The organism is Rhizobium chutanense, assembly GCF_002531935.1.
Classification (GTDB): Bacteria; Pseudomonadota; Alphaproteobacteria; order Rhizobiales; family Rhizobiaceae; genus Rhizobium; species Rhizobium chutanense.
Genome location: NZ_NWSV01000024.1, coordinates 28886 through 47066 on the forward strand (window position 1 = coordinate 28886; position 18181 = coordinate 47066).

16 protein-coding genes are annotated in these 18181 nt (G+C 62.8%); 7 read left to right on the top strand and 9 right to left on the bottom strand.

The genetic code is table 11. The features are described from left to right. Nucleotides 1-548: 548 nt before the first annotated feature. The 7 genes from CO666_RS25855 to CO666_RS25885 are packed head-to-tail and all read left to right on the top strand — an operon-like array spanning nucleotide 549 to nucleotide 7731. Nucleotides 549-1895, top strand: coding sequence for an extracellular solute-binding protein (locus CO666_RS25855; RefSeq protein ID WP_097614892.1), 1347 nt, complete (start codon nucleotides 549-551; stop codon nucleotides 1893-1895). A 58-nt stretch (nucleotides 1896-1953) separates the two neighbouring features. Then, complete coding sequence (locus CO666_RS25860; protein WP_097614893.1) at nucleotides 1954-3255, top strand: carbohydrate ABC transporter permease; 1302 nt, start codon at nucleotides 1954-1956, stop codon at nucleotides 3253-3255. A gap of 2 nt (nucleotides 3256-3257) precedes the next feature. Next, nucleotides 3258-4100: a carbohydrate ABC transporter permease gene (locus CO666_RS25865; protein ID WP_097614894.1), complete on the top strand. Its 843-nt coding sequence runs from the start codon at nucleotides 3258-3260 to the stop codon at nucleotides 4098-4100. Further along, the gene (locus tag CO666_RS25870) at nucleotides 4100-5155 is read left to right on the top strand and encodes an ABC transporter ATP-binding protein (RefSeq protein WP_097614895.1); all 1056 of its coding nucleotides are present in this window, start codon (nucleotides 4100-4102) and stop codon (nucleotides 5153-5155) included. The genes CO666_RS25865 and CO666_RS25870 overlap by 1 nt, the downstream gene beginning before the upstream one ends. Then, nucleotides 5155-5934, top strand: a complete 780-nt coding sequence (locus CO666_RS25875) for a glycerophosphodiester phosphodiesterase (RefSeq protein ID WP_097614896.1) — start codon at nucleotides 5155-5157, stop codon at nucleotides 5932-5934. The genes CO666_RS25870 and CO666_RS25875 overlap by 1 nt, the downstream gene beginning before the upstream one ends. Further along, on the top strand, nucleotides 5918-6922 hold the full coding sequence (locus CO666_RS25880; RefSeq protein ID WP_097614897.1) for a LacI family DNA-binding transcriptional regulator: 1005 nt from the start codon (nucleotides 5918-5920) through the stop codon (nucleotides 6920-6922). The genes CO666_RS25875 and CO666_RS25880 overlap by 17 nt, the downstream gene beginning before the upstream one ends. Beyond that, nucleotides 6922-7731 (top strand): inositol monophosphatase family protein, encoded by an 810-nt coding sequence (locus CO666_RS25885; RefSeq protein WP_097614898.1) that lies wholly within the window; start codon nucleotides 6922-6924, stop codon nucleotides 7729-7731. The genes CO666_RS25880 and CO666_RS25885 overlap by 1 nt, the downstream gene beginning before the upstream one ends. Before the next feature lie 54 nt (nucleotides 7732-7785). On the opposite strand, the gene CO666_RS25890 is transcribed toward CO666_RS25885, so the two are convergent. From CO666_RS25890 to CO666_RS25930, 9 genes are all read right to left on the bottom strand, one after another. Then, nucleotides 7786-9441, bottom strand: coding sequence for a diguanylate cyclase (locus CO666_RS25890; protein WP_097614899.1), 1656 nt, complete (start codon nucleotides 9439-9441; stop codon nucleotides 7786-7788). Nucleotides 9442-9567: 126 nt separating this feature from the next. After that, complete coding sequence (locus CO666_RS25895; RefSeq protein WP_179869766.1) at nucleotides 9568-10431, bottom strand: glycerophosphodiester phosphodiesterase; 864 nt, start codon at nucleotides 10429-10431, stop codon at nucleotides 9568-9570. A gap of 69 nt (nucleotides 10432-10500) precedes the next feature. Then, complete coding sequence (locus tag CO666_RS25900; RefSeq protein ID WP_097614901.1) at nucleotides 10501-11595, bottom strand: pyridoxal-phosphate-dependent aminotransferase family protein; 1095 nt, start codon at nucleotides 11593-11595, stop codon at nucleotides 10501-10503. A gap of 11 nt (nucleotides 11596-11606) precedes the next feature. Continuing rightward, on the bottom strand, nucleotides 11607-12389 hold the full coding sequence (locus CO666_RS25905) for an ABC transporter ATP-binding protein (protein ID WP_097614902.1): 783 nt from the start codon (nucleotides 12387-12389) through the stop codon (nucleotides 11607-11609). Beyond that, a complete protein-coding gene (locus CO666_RS25910; protein ID WP_097614903.1) occupies nucleotides 12386-13177 on the bottom strand; it encodes an ABC transporter ATP-binding protein in 792 nt (263 codons plus the stop codon). The genes CO666_RS25905 and CO666_RS25910 overlap by 4 nt, the downstream gene beginning before the upstream one ends. Beyond that, nucleotides 13174-14004: an ABC transporter permease gene (locus tag CO666_RS25915; RefSeq protein WP_097614904.1), complete on the bottom strand. Its 831-nt coding sequence runs from the start codon at nucleotides 14002-14004 to the stop codon at nucleotides 13174-13176. Before CO666_RS25915 ends, CO666_RS25910 begins: the two co-directional genes overlap by 4 nt. After that, nucleotides 14001-14990: an ABC transporter permease gene (locus CO666_RS25920; protein ID WP_097614905.1), complete on the bottom strand. Its 990-nt coding sequence runs from the start codon at nucleotides 14988-14990 to the stop codon at nucleotides 14001-14003. The genes CO666_RS25915 and CO666_RS25920 overlap by 4 nt, the downstream gene beginning before the upstream one ends. A 41-nt stretch (nucleotides 14991-15031) precedes the next feature. Then, nucleotides 15032-16642: an ABC transporter substrate-binding protein gene (locus CO666_RS25925; protein WP_097614906.1), complete on the bottom strand. Its 1611-nt coding sequence runs from the start codon at nucleotides 16640-16642 to the stop codon at nucleotides 15032-15034. 124 nt (nucleotides 16643-16766) lie between these two features. Then, nucleotides 16767-18164: an LLM class flavin-dependent oxidoreductase gene (locus CO666_RS25930; RefSeq protein WP_097614907.1), complete on the bottom strand. Its 1398-nt coding sequence runs from the start codon at nucleotides 18162-18164 to the stop codon at nucleotides 16767-16769. Between the last annotated feature and the right edge of the window lie 17 nt (nucleotides 18165-18181).

The following is an 18181-nucleotide window of genomic DNA, read 5'->3' on the forward strand; positions in this document are numbered from 1 at the left end:
CTCAAGCTTGAAGAGCGCAACGCCATGCCGCGCGGACATCGCCGCGCCAAAACGCTGCGTGCGAAACGGATGCCGTCTTCGGATGGTGAAGCTTGAAAGGTCTCGGATTGAATCGAGGCAGGGAGCTTCGGAAGCCTATGCCAAAGAGGCGTTGGACGAGGAAATATCTGTCATTGCACGCCTCCGTTGTTGAATTGCTCCGGCGGCAATTATTAGCCGATCGACGACAGACAGGCAAGAGCGGAGTCCGGTCCCTGTGAGGCCGGCAGTGCCATTGTGGCGGCCTGCCTCGCGATGGACCGACCTTGCCCCAGCGCTGTCGGCATCGATGTTTACCGGCAATTGAAACTGGCCCTTTCATCGGCATTGACCATGTCGAGAAGATCGTCATAATAATTTTTGCACACGTGCTCAATTTGTCATTCGGTCGTTACATCAACCCCCTAGAGCGGACATCGTCACGTTTTCGTGGGGTTTCGGAGCGGCCATCATCAGCAGTGCTGACCCGCCAAGAGGCTTCACGCTGCTCTTCCAGGGAGACGAAGAAGATGACCATTTTGCCGACACTGAAATCCCTCACCATCGCGGCCGCCATCCTGGCCTCGACCTCCGCTTTCGCCTTGGCCAAGGACGTTACCATCAGCGTCTGGGCAGGCGGCACCGGCCCGAACGACGTCTATCGCCTCGACGCCATCGAGATCGCAGCCCAGCAGTTGCAGCGCCAGGCCGCCCTCAAGGGTGAAGACCTGAAGATCACCGTCGAAAAGAAATCCTATTCGGCCTGGGAGGATTTCAAGCAGGCGCTGACGCTCGCCGCGGAAGCCAAGACCGCGCCCGATATCGTCGTCAGCGGTCATGAAGACATCGCGCCCTGGTCGCAGGCCGGTCTCATCGTTCCGATCGAGGATTATGTCGATCTCGACTCCTGGCCACTCAACGGCATCTACGAGAACCTGCTGCAGATCGCCTCCTACAACGGCACTGTCTACGGCATTCCGCAGGATGCCGAATCCCGTCCGATGTTCTTCTGGAAGCCGTATATGAAAGCGATCGGCTATAGCGACGCTGACCTCGATGCGCTGCCGCAGAGCGTTCAGGACGGCAAGTACACCATGAAGAACCTGCTCGAAGACGCCAAGAAGATGCAGGACAAGGGCCTCGTCCAACCGGGCTACGGCTTCTATCCACGCACCAGCAACGGCCCTGACTACTGGCAGTTCTACACCTCGTTCGGCGGCACGATGGAAGAGGGCGGCAAGCTCGTCTTCGACAAGGCGGCGATGACCCGTACTTACCAGTTCTTCGCCGATGCGGTGAAATCAGGCGTCACCAAGAAGAACCACATCGGCATGCCGGGCGACCAGTGGTGGAAGGAAGTCGCCACCGGCAAGGCCGGCATTTGGGACGGCGGCACCTGGCACTATGCCCGCCTCGTCAACCAGGAAGGCCTCAAGGACTTCTTCGGCAACGTGATCTTCACGCTGATCCCGGCCGGTGAAGGCGGCAAGGCCAACACGCTGACCCATCCGCTCGTCTACCTCTTGACCGCAGGTCACGACAAGGAAGAGACCGACATCGCCGCCCAGCTGATCACGATTGCCTCCGAGCCGCGTATCAACGCGCTGCATGCGGTCAAATCGGCCCATCTCGGCATCTCCGAGGCAGAATCCGAAGTCGATTTCTACTCGGCCGACCGCTGGACCCGGGAAGCCACGGAACGCCTGCTGCCGCATGCCAATGCCATGCCGAACAATTCCGATTTCGGCACCTACTGGAACATCATGTGGAAGAACCTTCAGGCATCCTGGACCGGCGACAAGGCCGTCGATGCCGCGGTCAGTGATGCCGAAAGCGAGCTGAAGAGCACGCTCGGCGACAAGATCGTCATCCGCTGAAGCATTCCTCCGGGCGGCGGCCACCCCGCCGCCCGGCCGGTCCCGCGAGGAGGCTGCCATGAAATCGTCCAGAACACTTGGACTGGTGATGATCGCGCCCGCGGCGATCATGATCGTCCTGTTCTTCCTGCTGCCGGTCGTTCTGACGGCGGTTTTCTCGATGACCAATATGACGACCGCGACCGGCATCTCCGGCGGTGTCTACCAGATTGCGCCCAATTCCCTGATCACGCTGAAATCGGCGATGCCCGACATCGCCGCCGAGATTTCCGAGCCGCGCTACGCGATCGATGAAGCGGGTCTCAAGTCCGTGGAGGGCCTCGGGCTTTCGCCGGGGATTGCCGGCGAATTGCGCGCCAAACATACGGGTGAGGTCTTTGCGACCCGCCGCGACGCCGAGCGGATGATCAAGGATCTCTCCGAGAGGCCTTCGACACGCGACGTCAAACAGATCTCAGAACAGTTCAACCGCTCCGTCGTCAACACACGCTTCGACAGCAAGGAACAGCTGTTTTCGGCTCTTGATACGCTGGGCCTCAAGCTGACGCCGGAACAGAAGGAAACTGTCGCCACGGCCACCTACACCGGCTGGACCTGGACGACCGATAATTTCTCGCGCCTGGCTACCTCGCCCGACATGGCGCGCGTGCTCTTGAATACCGCGCTCTACGTCGCCATGGTGCTCATGCTTTTCAATGTCGGCTACGCGCTGCTGCTGGCGATCTGGACGCATTACATGCCGCCTGGGCCGGCCTCGATCTTCCGCGGCATCTGGCTCCTGCCGCGCATCACCCCCGTGGTCATCTATGTCCTGCTGTGGAAATGGCTCGCCTGGGATAGCGGCTTCATCTCCATCCTGATGGGCAAGTTCGGCTATCCCCCGAAGAACTACCTGCTCGACACCGCCTATAACGCCTGGTTCTTCGTCGTGCTGATCAACGGCTTCATCGGCGCCTCGATGGGCATGCTGGTCTTCTCTTCGGCGATGAAGGCCATTCCCAAGAGCCAGTTCTATGCGAGCGAGGTCGACGGCGCCTCACGCTGGCAGCAGATCCGCTACATCATCCTGCCTCAGATGCGTTGGCCGATCCTCTTCGTCACCTGCTACCAGACGCTGTCGCTGCTCGCCTCCTTTAACGAGATCCTGCTCGCCACCAACGGCGGACCTGGTAATTCGACCGAGGTCTGGGCGCTCGCCGCCTATCATACCGCGCTCAGGAACTATGCCGGCAATCTCGAATATGGGCTGGGCGCCGCCATGGCACTGGTGCTCGTCGTTATCGGCGTCACGCTGTCGCTGCTCTATCTGCGCGTCTTCAACTACGGCACGCTTGTCGCCAAGCCCCTGATCGAGGATTGACCATGGCCGAACGATCGCAGCCCTCGGCAAATTACCGCAGCTGGCCCGTCATATCGGCACTGACGATCGTCAGCCTGCCGCTGCTCTTAATGTATGTCTATCTCTTCCTCGACACCGTGACGGTAAAGCAGCCGGACGCCTTGCTGCCTTCGGGTCTGACGCTCGATCACTGGCGTTTCCTGTGGCAGACGACGGCGGGCAAGGCCAACATCTGGCAGGTGACGGTGAATACGCTGCTCTTTGCAGCCAGCACCACCAGCGTCGTGCTCATCGTCTCGTCGATGGCGGGCTACGTGCTATCGCGACTGAATGTACCGGCGCGCGGCTTCTTCCTTGCCGGCGTCATGGTTCTGCATGCCTTCCCGTCGGTGACACTGATCATCGCCATCTTCATCGTGCTGCAGATGATCGGCCTCTACAATTCGCTGATCGGTGTGATCCTGGTGAAGGCGGCGATCGACCTGCCGCTCGGCATCTGGCTGATGAAGGGCTTCTACGACACCGTGCCCTGGGAAATCGAAATGGCCGGGGTCGTCGACGGCGCTTCGCGTTTCCGCGTCTGGCGCAGCCTGGTGCTGCCACAGGTCAAGCCCGGCATCATGGCGCTCGGCCTGTTCTCCTTCCTCTCCGGCTGGGGCGAATTCATCCTGCCGCAGGTGCTGGCACCCGGCAACCAGGTACAGGTGCTGTCGGTTTACCTCGCCGGCTTCCTGGTCGACGACAACAACTACGATTTCAACATGTTCAAGGCGGTTGGCATCTTCTACTTCCTTCCGGTTCTGATCGCCTACGCACTCTTCAACAAATATCTCATGAACATCTACGGCGGCGGGAGCAAAGGCTGATGCGCATCCTCCTCGACAATTTCTCGAAGAGCTTCGGCTCCACCAAGGTCATCGAGAACATGCAGCTCGAAGTCGGCGACGGCGAGATGCTGGCACTGCTCGGCCCTTCCGGCTGCGGCAAGTCGACGACGCTTTTTGCGGTCTGCGGCATTCACCGGCCGACCGGCGGGCGCATCCTCTTCGGCGACCGCGACGTGACCGACCTGCCGAGCCAGGCCCGAAATGTCGGCGTCGTCTTCCAGTCCTATGCGCTCTACCCGCACATGACAGTCGCCGAAAATATCGGCTTTCCCCTGAAGGTGAAGGGCGTCAACCCCGCCGAAATCCGCAAGGATGTTGAGCGCATTTCCGGGCTTGTTCACATCGACAACCTCATGGAACGTCGTCCCGCCCAGCTTTCGGGCGGCCAGCAGCAGCGCGTGGCGCTGGCGCGCGCGCTGATCCGCAAGCCCGACGTGCTGCTGCTCGACGAACCGCTCGCCAATCTCGACGCCAAGCTGCGGCTCGAAATGCGCTCGGAAATCCGCCGCCTGCAGCGCGAGACCGGTATCACCGCCATCCTCGTCACCCATGATCAGGTGGAGGCGATGAGCATGTGCGACCGCATCGCCATCATGAAGGAAGGCGAGATCGTCCAGATCGCCACGCCGGCCGAAATGTACAATGATCCGAAGACCGCCTTCGTCGCCGGCTTTCTCGGCAATCCGCCGATCACCTTCCTGCGCGGCATCATGGACAAAGGCGCCTTTGTCATCCCAGACAGCGAAATCCGAGTCCCTTTGCATGATACCGTCGCCGCCGCGGAGGGCACGAAGCTGATGCTCGGCGTCCGACCGGAGCATTTCACCCCGGCGGGCGACACACCCGTCTCCGGCAAGGTCACCTTCGCCGAAACGCAGGGGCGCGAGAACCTCTACGACGTGGCGCTTGCCGGCGGGCCGCTGCTGCGGTCGATCCAGCCGGTGCGCAACGACATTCGCGTCGGCGACGATGTCCGTTGGGCGATCGACAGCCGCGGCGTGCTGGTCTTCGACGAAAACGGCAGGAGGCTCTGATGGCCCGCGATTTCTCGGCATTTTTCGAGCGTTACGGCTGGCCGTCGGCCAAGGGCCGGCTGCCCTTCTGCATCGGCCATCGCGGCGCCAGCGGCCACGAACGCGAGAACACCATCGCCGCTTTCCGCCGTGCTGCCGAACTCGGCGCTGAGATGTGGGAGCTCGACACACAACTGACCCGCGACGGCGTCGTCGTCGTTTCGCATGACGACCATCTGGAACGCGTCTTCGGCATCGACCGCCGTATTTCCGACATGACGGCCGCCGAGCTCGCCGCTCTCGATAACGTCGACGTCCCGAGTTTCTCGGAGGTCGCCGCCCTCGGCCGCGAGACCGGAACTGGCCTCTATATCGAGCTCAAGGCGCCCGGCACAGGCTTGCGCTGCTGGCGCCATCTCGCCGAGATGAACCAGCGGTTCGCCTGTCTCGGCTCCTTCGACATCGCGCAGGTGCGCGAACTCAGGGACGCAGGCTGCGACTTTCCGCTCTCGGTGCTGATCCGCGTCGGCCACGATCCGCATGCGCTCGGCGACGAGGCCGGCGCCGATATCCTGCATCTTTGCTGGGAGAGGGCAGGCGAGCGCCCGCAGGATTTGGTGACCCAGGCGCTGATGCGCCGCGCCTTTGAAGCGGGCCGCGAGATCGTGCTCTGGCACGAGGAGCGGCCCGCCGTTCTCGATGATATCATGAAACTGCCGGTTCTCGGCATCTGCACGGATCTGCCCGATCTGATGCGGCCGTCGGCAGAGAGGGAAAAAGCAGTTGGCAGACAGGGATAAGGGACCGCGCAAGGTAACATCCTTCGACGTGGCGCGGGTCGCCGGCGTCTCGCGCGCCGCCGTGTCGCGCGCCTTCACGCCGGATGCCAGCGTCTCGCCGAAGACGCGCGAGAAGGTCTTCGAGGCCGCCAAGCAACTCGGTTACCGGGTGAACTATCTGGCCCGAAGCCTCACCAACAAACGCTCCGATCTGGTCGGCGTCGTCGCCGCCGGTCTCGACAATCCGTTCCGGACGCTGCAGATCGAGAATCTGGCAAGAGTGCTGATCGCCCGCAATTTCCGACCCATCCTGCTGCCGACCTCGCAGGAGGCGGACACCTCGACCGTCATCGGCCAGCTGCTGCATTACGCCGTCTCAGGCGTCATCGTTACATCCGACGCGCCACCGACCGAGATTTGCGAACAATGTGCGGCCGAGGGCGTGCCGATCGTGCTGATCAACAAGGGCAACGATATCCCCTTCGTCGACCGCATCATCTCCGACGATCGCATGGCCGGCCATCTCGCCGCCACCCACCTGATAGACAGCGGCGCGCGAAAGCTCGCCGTCATGGCGGCTCCCGCCATATCCTATACGGCGCGGCGGCGCAGCGAAGCCTTCCTGGCACGCTGCAAGCAGCTCGGGGTCGAAGCGCAGATGCTGCAGGTCAGGATCAACGATTACCGGAGCGGCTACGATGCGGCAGCCGACCTTGCCGCATCCGGCATCGACGGGCTGTTCTGCGCCAACGACTATATGGCCTGTGGCGTGGTCGACCGCGTCATGCAGAGCCGCAGCCGCGATGATGCGCCGCCGATACGCGTCATCGGTCATGACGACATTCCCCAGGCGAGCTGGACCGCCTACGACCTCACGACCATCCGCCAGCCCTGCGACATCCAGGCCGAACAGACGGTCGACCTGCTGATGAGCCGGATCGCAGAGCCGGACTTGACGGCGCGTGTCGAATTCACGCCGGTAACGTTGATAAGAAGAAGGACTGCCTGATGAATTCCGCATTCGATGCCGCCGCCATCCGCGCCCGATCAGAGGTCGCGATGTCAGTCGCCCTCGAGGTCGGACGGGCAGCGGCCCGGTTTCGGCGCGACTGCAACCCCGGCACCCTTGCCGTCGAGAACAAGGGGTTGCAGGATTTCGTCACCATCGCCGACAGGCGGGCCGAGCAGGCGATCCGCGACGGGCTCCTCTCGCGCTTTCCCGATGATACGTTCATGGGCGAGGAGAGCGGCGGAGGATCGGGCGGGGCCGGCACCTGGGTTGTCGATCCGATCGACGGTACGACCAACTATATCAGAGGCTTTCGTCACTGGGGCGTCTCGATCGCCTTCGTCGCCGGCGGCACGGTCGAGATCGGCGTGGTCTACGATGCCACCGCGGACACGGTCTTTCACGCCATCCGCGGCGGCGGCGCTTTCAAGGACGGGCGTCCGGTTCATGCGGCTGCGACCGCCGATCCGACCCATGCGCTCGTCATTCTCGGCCATTCCCGCAAGACAAGCTTTGACGACCATCTGGCGCTCTTGCGGCGGCTCCACGAACGCGGCATGGACTACCGCCGCACGGGCGCGGCTGCCATCGACCTCGTTCGTGTCGCCGAGGGCGTGGCCGATCTCTATTACGAGCGCCATCTCAACGCCTGGGACATGCTCGCCGGTGCGCTGATCGCCGAAGAAGCCGGCGCAATGGTGGCGATGCCCGATGTCGACAGGCTGCTTGCTGAGGGCGGACCCGTCATCGCCCACGCGCCGGGGCTTGCCGGCGAATTCGCCTTCATCCTCGACATCGAGGGGCTATAGAGACTCCTGTCTTAGAGAAAACTGCGAACTTTGTCAGGAAGCTGCGGAACGCCGCTACGCCACGACGCGATTGCGACCGGTCTTTTTCGCCGTATAGAGATTCTGATCGGCGATCGCCAAAATGTCGTTCGGAGACTTGGCAGACAGGGTGCTGGCGACACCGATGCTGATCGTGACGCGCAGCCCGTTGCAGATTTCCGACCAGTCCCATTGCTCGACTGCCGAGCGCAGCCTCTCGCAGACATCGGCAGCACCTCGCGGAGCGCCCGCCAGCAGGACGACGAACTCCTCGCCGCCAAAGCGGATCGCCTGATCGGTAATCCTGAGCTGGTTGCGCAATATGGTTCCGATGGCGCTGAGAACCTGGTCGCCGATCATGTGAGAGAAATTGTCGTTGACCGACTTGAAGTGATCGACATCCAGCATCGCGATCGAATAGGGACGTTTCTCGGATGTCAGCTCCTTAAAGCGGCTGTCGAGATATTTGCGGTTATAGAGCCCGGTCAGCGAGTCGAGATAGACGGCATTGGCAAGGATATCGGTTTCTTCCTGCAGTTTCTGATAGGAGGCCTCCAGCGTATCGGCACGCTTCGTCTCCGTTTCGGCAACTTCCTTCAGCCGCTTGGTTTCATAGTAGATTTCGGCCAGGCGTGTGCGCTGCTGGGTTCTCTCGGCACTGTTCTGCAGGTAGGCCTGGTGGTATTTCTTATGGGCTTCCAGCGCCAGATCGAACTGCCCCAGCCCTTCATGAGCCTGCGACAGATAAAAATAGATCTGGATATAGGAATCGAAACTGCCACCCTCGCCGATCAGTTCCATCGCCTCGAGCAGCAGCGATCGGGCGTCCGCGAATTTTCCGTAATTGATGTAGATCTGACCCAGGGTATAGAGATATTGCTGCCTGTCCCTGACATAGCTGTTCTCTTGAAATAGCTGATAACGGTCCATGCACCGGAGAGCCTTCTCGTGCTCGCCCAGGTGGCTGTAGTAATCGGCGTTGTTGCCGAGACAAATGCGAGCGGCCCAGCGGTCGCCGGTCTCGATGGCGATGTCGAGCGCCTGTTCGGTCAGTTCCAGCGCTCGGGTCAGCATCCGCTGTGCTTCTTCCGGTTTGCCGAGAGCTTGGGCAATATATCCGCCTTCCGAATGAGCGCCGCCGAGATTGACGAGCCACCAGCATTCATAGGTTTTGTCGCCGATCGATCTGGCAAGTTCGACGGACCGCTCGCTCATCAAGATCGCCCGGTCAGGCTGCTTGTTGTACCAGAAGATAATGCCAATGACGTTGGTCGCCAGGCTTTGCGCCTTGGCGTCTGCAACCTTGTCTGCCAGGTCAAGCGCGCGGGTCGCTTCTTCGATCGCTTCCTCCGGCAAGCCTAATTCCAAGAGCAGCCATCCGAAATAGGCCCGGGCATAGGCCTCCTGCCTGGGTTCTCCGTGCAATTTCCAGAAGTCTACCGCCCGCCGGACATGCGTCAGTCCAAGTTCGGCCTTGCCGATCTGAAAACAGTACCAGGCGATGTCGGTGTCGCATTGCGCAGCAAGCCAATCGTCGCCCCGCGCCTTGGCGCCGGCCAGAATTTCGCCAGCGAGCGTCAGTGCCTCGACCGAGCGGCCTGTGCACCCCAAATGCCACGCGTGCTGTAAGCTGGAATTTATTTGTTCAGCAATTGCTACAGTATCAACAGCTTGCATATCGAACACCAACATTTGTCTGCTGGCATATTCGATAACATCAGAAGTTTAAAATGATGCAAATTGTACAAAACGTCCGATAAGCCCGGAAATAGGGCATCGAAAGCCGCTCACACCTTAGGGCAGCGTTCGCCAAGACGGTTAATCCGCCATGCGGCGGCCCCAAGCCCGCTCGGTCGCCGGCGCCTCGTCGGTCGTGATCTGATCCGGTTTCAGGGCCATCAGCGCCTGAAAATTCCGCCATTCCTCGTCGCTGAAACCGGCTTCCGGATCCCTAAGCGTAAAAGTCCAGGCATCGACGCGTTTGCCGTGATCCTGGCAAAGGCCGATCAGATTGAGGCCCTCTTTGGCAGCGTCCAGGATCAAGCGCCAATGGAGATAGACCGTGTCCGGCTCCGTCGGACCGCTGAGGTCGGCGCGCAACTCCGTCTCGACCGCCTTCCAGCCGCTGGCCTTCCAGATATCGTAGAGCTTGTCTGTGGGATCGATGCCACGCAGGAGATGCGGCAGTTTCTCCTTGACCGCGACGATGAGGTCGAGACTGCCGCCGCTGACGATCACCGAGGCGGCGATATCGCGGAAATGCTCGGCAAGATGTGCAATGCCGCGCGCGCCGATCGCCTCGTAATCGTCCTTCATGTCGAATTGCAGCAGCGCGGCCGGATGCGTCGATTGCATCATGGCGGCGAGATCCTCACTGAGGATCAGCGGCCGGTCGCCCTCCTGCATCCTGATATCGCTGAGGTCGCCCATGCTCTTTTCGGCGATCGGTCCGTGCCCGGTCGTTTCACCGTCGAGGTCCTCGTCGTGCAGCACGACGAAACCGCCATCGGCGCGCACCCGCAGATCGAGCTCCATCGAGGCGCCGGCGGCAAATCCCTCCGCCATCACCGCGGCGGAGAACAGCGGATCGGCAAATCGTTTGCGCAGCCGGTGCCATTTCAGCCGGGTGCGATGCCCCGCATGCGAAATCTCCAGGCCCTGCGCATCCAGCAATCTCGTCATCTGCACCAAGTCTCCGTGATGCCACTCTCCTGCCTTGACGGGCCGCGTTTATCAAGGGCCGAATTCGGTTCAGCGGCTGTAGGCCGCGGATATCGCCTCCGCAGCGGCGGCGATATCGCAGGGATGGCCGGCCTGCCTCAAGGCCGTGCCATAGGCTACGACATTTGTAAGCACCGGCTGGAACGCGGCACGCTGACCTGTGTGGTTCAGCCGCACGAGACGAGACGGCGCGGTTCCGAGGGCGTCGGTCAGCTCGACGCCCAACCGTCCGGCGGCTGCGATCAGCGCAGCCGGCGTCAGCGCTTTCGGTACCGGCACCGCCGTCACCAGGTTCGAAGCCTTTGCTGCCGGCACCCAGGCCGGGGCGCCGAGTGCGGTTAGCCCCGCCCGTGTCGCCGATGCCGCCAGCGCATGGCGGGCGACGATATTCTCCAGGCCTTCGGCCTCGACGCGGTCGAGGGCAATCTCCAGCGCGAAGAATTCCAGCGGCGCCGGCGTTCCCGGCAGGCCGGGAACGCCATTGTCGACCCATGATTTCAGGTCGGCCAGCGACAAAATCGAATCGCGCGGCGCACCATCTCTGAGAATGAGATCCCAGGCGCCAGGGCTAACCGAGAGTGCGGACAGACCAGCCGGACCGCCGAGCGCCTTCTGCGGGCCGATCACCGCGATGTCGATGCCGAGTTCGTCAACATCGAACTCATGGCCGCCGATGGAGGCGACCGCGTCGACGACGGTGACGATGCCGCGGGCGCGGGCAAGCGCCAGGATCTCGGGCAGGGGGTTGAGAATGCCGCTCGCGGATTCCGCGTGCACCAGAGCGAGCACATCGATGCGACCAGCCGCATCAAGTGCTTTGGCGACGGCTTCGATTTCAACCGGCAGGCCCGGTTCGGAAGCAATATCCCTGACCGTCGCACCGCCCCGCCGCAGCCATTGCCCGAACCAGCTGCCATAGGGGCTGGTAACGATGTTGAGGGCCGTAAGGCCGGGGCGCGCAAGGCTGACGGCGGCCGCCTCCAGCGCCACCACGGCTTCTGCCTGCACGAGCATTATATCGTTGCGGCTGCGCAAGATGCCGCCGATCCTATCGGCAAGCACTGCGTAGCGCTCCGTGGGATAGGAAGGCACGCCATGCAGGGGATTCCAACCAAGATCGGCCATGGATACTTCCTTCAGCAGGGATCGGTCACGAGACGGGGGACAGCCGCAACGAGCGTGCGAGCCGCATCGGATTGCGGCGCGGCAACGAGCGTCGCTGCCGGACCGGTCTCGACGATCCGCCCGCCATCCATAACGGCGATGCGGTGGGAAACGGCGCGGACCACGGCAAGATCGTGTGAAATGAACAGACAGGCAATGCCCTGTTCTTTCTGCAGATCGACCAGAAGTTCGAGAATCCTGCCGCGCACGGTGACGTCGAGGGCCGAGACCGCCTCGTCGAGCACCAGCAGCGAGGGCCGCGTCGCAATTGCCCGGGCGATCGCCACACGCTGCCGCTGGCCGCCGGAAAGCGCACGGACCGGCCGACCGGCATAATCGGCGGGCAGGCCGACGCGTTCGAGCAGCATGGCGATCTCACCAGGGCGCCGGTCTTTCGCGACAACGCCGTGGATGCGAAGCGGATCGTCGAGTACGGCGCCGACACTCGCCAGCGGATTGAAGGCGGCGAGCGGATCCTGGAACACCATCTGCATGCGCGCCCGCCGGCGGCGCAACGGCGCGCCGGCCAGAGCGAGCCAATCCACTCCCTCGAAGCGGACCGAGCCGGCATCGGCGCTGAGAAGCCGCAGCAGGATGCGGGACAACGTCGATTTCCCGCTGCCGGAGGCGCCGACGAGACCGAGTGTTTCCCCGGGCGCGATCGTCAGCGACACATTGTCGAGTGCGGCGACATGGCGGCCCGAAGAGGAAAAGCCTTTCGACAGGTTTTCGACGGAGAGCAGCACATCGTTCATGGCAGCACCTCTGCGATCAACGGCGGCGTGGCGAGGTCGCGATGGCTGGCGATGAGGGCTGAAGTATAGTCGCTTTTCGGCGCCGAAAGCACCGAACGGACAGGGCCCGCCTCGACGAGGCGCCCATTGCCGAAGACGGCGATCCGGTCGACGAAGCCGGAGGCAAGCGCGATGTCGTGGGTGATGAAAAGCAGCGTCATGCCGTCCTCGCGCACCAATCCGTCGAGCAGGCGGACGATTTCGGCCTGGACCACGACGTCGAGCGCGCTGGTCGCCTCGTCGGCGATCAGCAGCTGAGGCCTTGCTGCGATTGCCGCCGCGATCGCCACGCGCTGGCGCTGGCCGCCGGAAAGCTGGTGCGGAAAGGCTCGCATCAGCTTGCCGGGCTGCGGCATCCGCACCCGGTCGAGCAATTCCTCGGCCCTGATGGAGGCCTGTTTCCAGCCGAGGCCGAGATGGCGCCTGGCGCCCTCGGCGATCTGCTCGCCGATCGTCAGCACCGGATTGAGGCTGGTGCCGGGGTCCTGGAAGACGAAGCCGAAATCGCGGCCCGGGCGGGGCGGATGGCCAAGTCCGGGCCAGAGCATCTCGCCGTCAACTTTCGCTCCGTCAGGCAGCAGACCGGCGAGCGCACGGGCGAGTGTGCTCTTGCCGGAGCCGCTTTCGCCGATGATCGCTAGCCTTTCACCGGCCTTGATATCGAGATCGACGCGATCGAGCGCGGCGACAGCGTTGCCGCGCGCATAGGTGACCGAAAGCTGCCGGAGGCTGCAAAAAATGCCGCTCATGGCGCTCTCCCGCCGTCACCAAGCGCCTTGCCGAGGCCCTCGCTGAACAGATGGACGCCGAGCAGCGTCACGGCAAGTGCTGCGCCCGGGATGACGGAGAGATAGGCGGCCGATCGCAAGACGCTGCGTCCCTCGGCGATCATCGAACCCCAGGTGGCGATGTTGGGGTTGCCGAGGCCGAGGAAGGACAGTGCTGCCTCGGTGAGAACAGCGCCGGCGACGATGGTGGCAGACAGCGCCAGCACCGGCGGCAGCGCGTTCGGCAGGATTTCCCGGAAGGCGATCTCTACAGGATGCATGCCGATCACCCGCGCCGAGGCGACGTAATCCTGCTCGCGGATCGCCAACACCTGCGCCCGCGTCAGCCGGGCCGGATCGGCCCAGGTTCCGAGCGCAATGGCAAGGACGACGACAGGTGTCGACACCCCGATCGTGCTGACGAAGGCGAGCGCCAGCAGGAAGCCCGGCACGATCTGGAAAGCGTCGACCACCCGCATCAGCGCCTCGTCAATGAGCCCGCCGGCAAAACCCGCCGCCATGCCGACGAAGACGCCGAGGAGCATGGCCGAAAACGCCGCGGCGAGACCGACGGCCAGCGAGGTGCGCGCGCCATAAACGAGGCCGGCCAGGACGTCGCGGCCGAGGCGATCGGTGCCGAGCGGAAAAGCCGGATCGGTGAATGGCGCCAGCAGGGCGCGGCCGGCGATCCTCAGCGGATCACCCGGCGAAACGATAGGAGCGAGCAGCCCGGCCGAAAGCAGGATGAGAAGGATCGCCAGTCCGGCCACACCTTCCGGCGTGTGCAGCAGGCGCCGCAGCCAGCTCATATGCCGCCCTCCGACGCGCCGATGCGCGGGTCGAGCGTGGCATAGACGAGATCGACGAGGAAGTTGACCGCAATGACGAGGACGGCGCTGGTGACGATAATGCCCATCAGCAGCGGCGCATCGCGGCCATTGACCGCTTCCTGCGCCAGCCGCCCGAAACCCGGGATCGCAAAGACGCTCTCGATCACCACGCTGCCGCCGAGCATGGCGGCCGATTGCAGCCCGAGCATGGTGACGAGCGGCAGCAGCGCATTGCGCGCCACGTGACGCAGCACGATGCGGCTGCGCGACAGGCCCTTGGCGCGGGCGAAGAGCACGAAATCGAGCTTCCACGCCTCGGCCATGCCGCTGCGCATCACCCGCAGGAACAGAGCGAGATAGATCAGGGCAAGCGCACCGACCGGCAGAACCAAATGATCCGCAATATCGAGCGCGCGGGCAAAACCTGTCTTGCCGGAAGCGATCGTCTCGACGCCGGCGATCGGAAACCAGCGCAGCTTCACCGAGAAGGCGATGCTGAGAACCAGGCCGAGCCAGAAACTCGGAATGGCGTAAACAACAAGCGAGCCGATCGACAGCAGCCGATCGCGCAGGCTTCCCGGCCGCGCCCCGGCAAGGATGCCGAGCGCCGAACCGAGGCCGAAGGAAAGTGCGGTGGCACTGCCCATCAGCAGCAGCGTGTTGGGAAGGCGTTCTGTAATCAGCGCACCGACCGGCCTGTTGAAGGCGACCGACCAGCCGAGATCGAACCGGGCCAGCGAGGAAAGATAGAGCCAGAGGCGGGCGAGCATCGACTGGTCGAGGCCGTAGCTCTCGCGCAGCGACTGCCTGAGTGCCGCATCGCCGCCGCCGATCGAGCCGAGATAGGCGTCGACGGCATCGCCCGAGGCGGATTCGAGCAGGAAAAAGGTGAAGATCACCACGATCAGCAGCACCGGAATACTGCTGATCGCCCTGCGCCTCAGGAGGATGATGGCTCGTTTCACGCCGGAGAGGGCCTCTCGAAAGAGAATTGCCGCCGATCCTATCACGATTGCAGCGCGGTATCGCCCCAGTTCGAGACGGCCCAGCGCGGATTGTTCGAGACGTTGAGCACGTTATCGCGCGCAACGGTGATGAACCCCCATTCCGCGACGTTGATCAGCGGCAGATCGGCGACGACGAGCTGTTGGAACTTGCGGTAGAGATCGGTGCGCGCCGCCGTGTCGACGGTCTCTGAGGCCTGCTTGATGATCTTGTCGAGCTCCGGATTGACGTAGCCGCCCTGATTGGAAAAGGGCACGCCGTCGGGTGTGCCGGACTGAACGAGAATGGTGGTGGAGATCGCCGGGTCGCCGCGGAAGACCGGCGGACCGACGGCAAGATCGAAATCATGGTCGGTATAGACAGCCTTCTGGTGCGCGGCCGCATCGGCATTGACGATCTCGGCATTAATGCCGATGACGGCAAGCGCCTGGCGCAGGTAATCGCCGAACTGCCGGGTCTCGTTGAAATAGGGCGCGGGGCGCAGCTTCAGCGAGAAGCGGTTGCCATCAGGCCCTTGTTTATACCCGGCCTTGTCGAGAATATCGTTGGCGGCGGCGGGGTCGAACGCATAGGTCGCGACATCGGATGTATAGAATTCCGGCGCATTTTTCGGCACCGGGCCGGTCGAAGCCGTGGCGTAACCGAGGAAGATCGTATCGACCACGAATTTCTTGTCGATCACCTGCGCGATCGCCTGGCGGACTCTCAGATCGGCGAGCTCCTTGCGGCGGTGATTGATCTCGACGACAAGCTGGTAGGTCAAGGCCTCATAACCCTTGGAGATCACCTTGATGCCCTCGACCTTGGAGATGCGGTCGAGATCGGCAAGCGGCACCGCCGAGAAGGCGGCAAGCTGGATTTCGTCGGCTTCGAGTGCCGCACCCGCCGACGCGCGGTCGGGCAGCACGCGGAAGACGATCTCGTCGAGCTTCGGCTGATCCTCGCCCCAGTAGTTCTCATTGCGTGTCAGCCGGTAATATTCGCCGGGCTTGTATTCGGCGAATTTGAACGGGCCGGTGCCGACGAGCGTGTTGTTGGCCGGATTGGTGGCGATATCGCTGCCGTCGAAAATATGCTTGGCGACGACGCTGGAGACGACAGGCAGGGCATTGCGGATGAGCTGGAACGGCGTCGGCTTGGAGAAGCGGAAGATGGCGGTGTAATCGTCGGGGGTATCGACGGCTTCGAGATTGGCAAAGACCAGCCGGCCGAGATTCTGCAGCGGCTTCCAGATATTGAGGGCGGAAAAGGCGACATCGAGTGAGGTGAACGGCTTGCCGTCGTGCCAGGTGACGCCGTCGCGCAGCTTGAAGGTGACGGAGAGGCCGTCGGGCGAGCCCTCCCAGGAGGTGGCAAGACGCGGCGCAAGCCCGTCCTTACTGTCGAACGAGGCCTCGGCCAACGGTTCGATCACCTTGCTGGCGATGAAGAAGACGCCGTTCGAGGCGACGATGGCGGGATTGAGATTCTTCGGCTCGGAATCGGCCGCGACGACCAGCCGGCCGCCGCTTGGCGCGGCCTGCGCGAGGGCTCGCCGGGTGAGCGCCGTCGAGGCGAGGAGGAGGGCGCTGCCCTTCATCAGCGTGCGCCGCGAGATTTCTGGAATGGTCATGCGCCCTCCTGCTCGATCGAATTCCGAGCGCCCATATTCAGGGCGAAACACCGGTTGTCACAGAGATTAAATTCGAATGATCGGGCCGGGCGAGATATTTTTTGTCACCCAACCATTATTTTATTCAACCGCTGGCGGCGATACGTGTGGGCTCGCTGAAGAGATTGCGATAGGCCGCGCCCGGATGCGGTGCAGCAAGCCGCGGCCCTTTACCGCCAAGCTTCTCCCGCAGCGTTCCCTTGGTATAGTCGGTCTTGTAGACGCCGCGTTTCTGCAGTTCCGGCACCAGCAGATCGACCGCATCCTCGAAACTCTCGGGCGTCACGGCATAGGCAAGGTTGAAGCCGTCGACATCGGTGTCTTCGATCCATTCCTGCATGAGATCGGCGACCGTCTGCGGCGAGCCGACAAAAACCGGGCCGAAACCGCCGACGCCGACCCAGTCGGCCATTTCGCGCACCGTCCATTCCTTGGTGGGATCGATGGTGGTGAAGGTCTCGACAGCCGATTGCACCGCATTGGTATGACGGTGCCGCAGCACTTCGTCCGGCCCGAACTGGCCGAAATCGATGCCGGTCCAGCCGGAGATCAGCGTCAGCGCGCCTTCGAAGGAGGCGTATTTGCGGTATTCATTGAACTTCCGCTGCGCCTCCGCATCGGTTTCGCCGAGGATCACGGTCTGCAGGTTGAAGGCGAGAATTTCGCGCGGATTGCGGCCGACGCGTTCGGCCGCCTCGCGGACATTGGCGACGTAGCGCTTCAGTACGGCTTTCGACGGCGATGCGACGAAGATGCATTCGGCATGGGCACCGGCGAAATCCTTGCCGCGGCTGGAGGCGCCTGCCTGATAGAGCACAGGCGTACGCTGCGGCGAGGGTTCGCTCAAGTGAATGCCGGGCACGTTGAAATGCTTGCCGGCATGACCGATCGGATGGACCTTGTCGGGATGGGTGAAGATGCCGGTTTCGCGGTCGCGCACGATGGCACCATCCTCCCAGCTTCCCTCCCAAAGTTTGTAGCAGACCTCGAGATATTCCTCGGCAAGGTCGTAACGGTCGTCATGCCTGGTCTGCGCCGGCTGGCCGATATTGAGCGCGCCGCTGTTGAGGTAGGAGGTGACGATATTCCAGCCGACACGGCCCTTGGTCAGATGGTCGAGGGTCGAGATGCGGCGGGCGAAGGTGTAGGGATGCTCGAAGGAGAGCGATGCCGTCAGGCCGAAGCCGAGATGCTCGGTCTCGTAGGCCATGGTCGGGATCAACTGCAGCGGATCGTTGACCGGCACCTGTGCGGAATGACGCAGGGCGGCATCGACATTGCCGTTCAGCACGTCATAGACGCCGAGCACGTCGGCGATGAACAAGCCATCGAACTTGCCGCGCTCCAGCGTCTTTGCCAGATGCACCCAGTAGTCGAGATCCTTGTAGGTCCAGGACTTGTCACGCGGATGGCGCCAGAGCCCCGGCGACTGGTGTCCGACGCAATTCATGTCGAAGGCATTCAGCCTGATTTCGCGGGTCATGTCTTTCTTCCTTGGAA

Excerpts from the sequence above, each read along its gene's own strand:
- CO666_RS25855 (WP_097614892.1), top strand. The coding sequence starts at position 549 with ATGACCATTTTGCCGACACTGAAATCCCTCACCATCGCGGCCGCCATC.
- CO666_RS25860 (WP_097614893.1), top strand. The coding sequence starts at position 1,954 with ATGAAATCGTCCAGAACACTTGGACTGGTGATGATCGCGCCCGCGGCG.
- CO666_RS25865 (WP_097614894.1), top strand. The coding sequence starts at position 3,258 with ATGGCCGAACGATCGCAGCCCTCGGCAAATTACCGCAGCTGGCCCGTC.
- CO666_RS25870 (WP_097614895.1), top strand. The coding sequence starts at position 4,100 with ATGCGCATCCTCCTCGACAATTTCTCGAAGAGCTTCGGCTCCACCAAG.
- CO666_RS25875 (WP_097614896.1), top strand. The coding sequence starts at position 5,155 with ATGGCCCGCGATTTCTCGGCATTTTTCGAGCGTTACGGCTGGCCGTCG.
- CO666_RS25885 (WP_097614898.1), top strand. The coding sequence starts at position 6,922 with ATGAATTCCGCATTCGATGCCGCCGCCATCCGCGCCCGATCAGAGGTC.
- CO666_RS25890 (WP_097614899.1), bottom strand. The coding sequence starts at position 9,441 with ATGTTGGTGTTCGATATGCAAGCTGTTGATACTGTAGCAATTGCTGAA.
- CO666_RS25895 (WP_179869766.1), bottom strand. The coding sequence starts at position 10,431 with ATGACGAGATTGCTGGATGCGCAGGGCCTGGAGATTTCGCATGCGGGG.
- CO666_RS25900 (WP_097614901.1), bottom strand. The coding sequence starts at position 11,595 with ATGGCCGATCTTGGTTGGAATCCCCTGCATGGCGTGCCTTCCTATCCC.
- CO666_RS25905 (WP_097614902.1), bottom strand. The coding sequence starts at position 12,389 with ATGAACGATGTGCTGCTCTCCGTCGAAAACCTGTCGAAAGGCTTTTCC.
- CO666_RS25910 (WP_097614903.1), bottom strand. The coding sequence starts at position 13,177 with ATGAGCGGCATTTTTTGCAGCCTCCGGCAGCTTTCGGTCACCTATGCG.
- CO666_RS25915 (WP_097614904.1), bottom strand. The coding sequence starts at position 14,004 with ATGAGCTGGCTGCGGCGCCTGCTGCACACGCCGGAAGGTGTGGCCGGA.
- CO666_RS25925 (WP_097614906.1), bottom strand. The coding sequence starts at position 16,642 with ATGACCATTCCAGAAATCTCGCGGCGCACGCTGATGAAGGGCAGCGCC.
- CO666_RS25930 (WP_097614907.1), bottom strand. The coding sequence starts at position 18,164 with ATGACCCGCGAAATCAGGCTGAATGCCTTCGACATGAATTGCGTCGGA.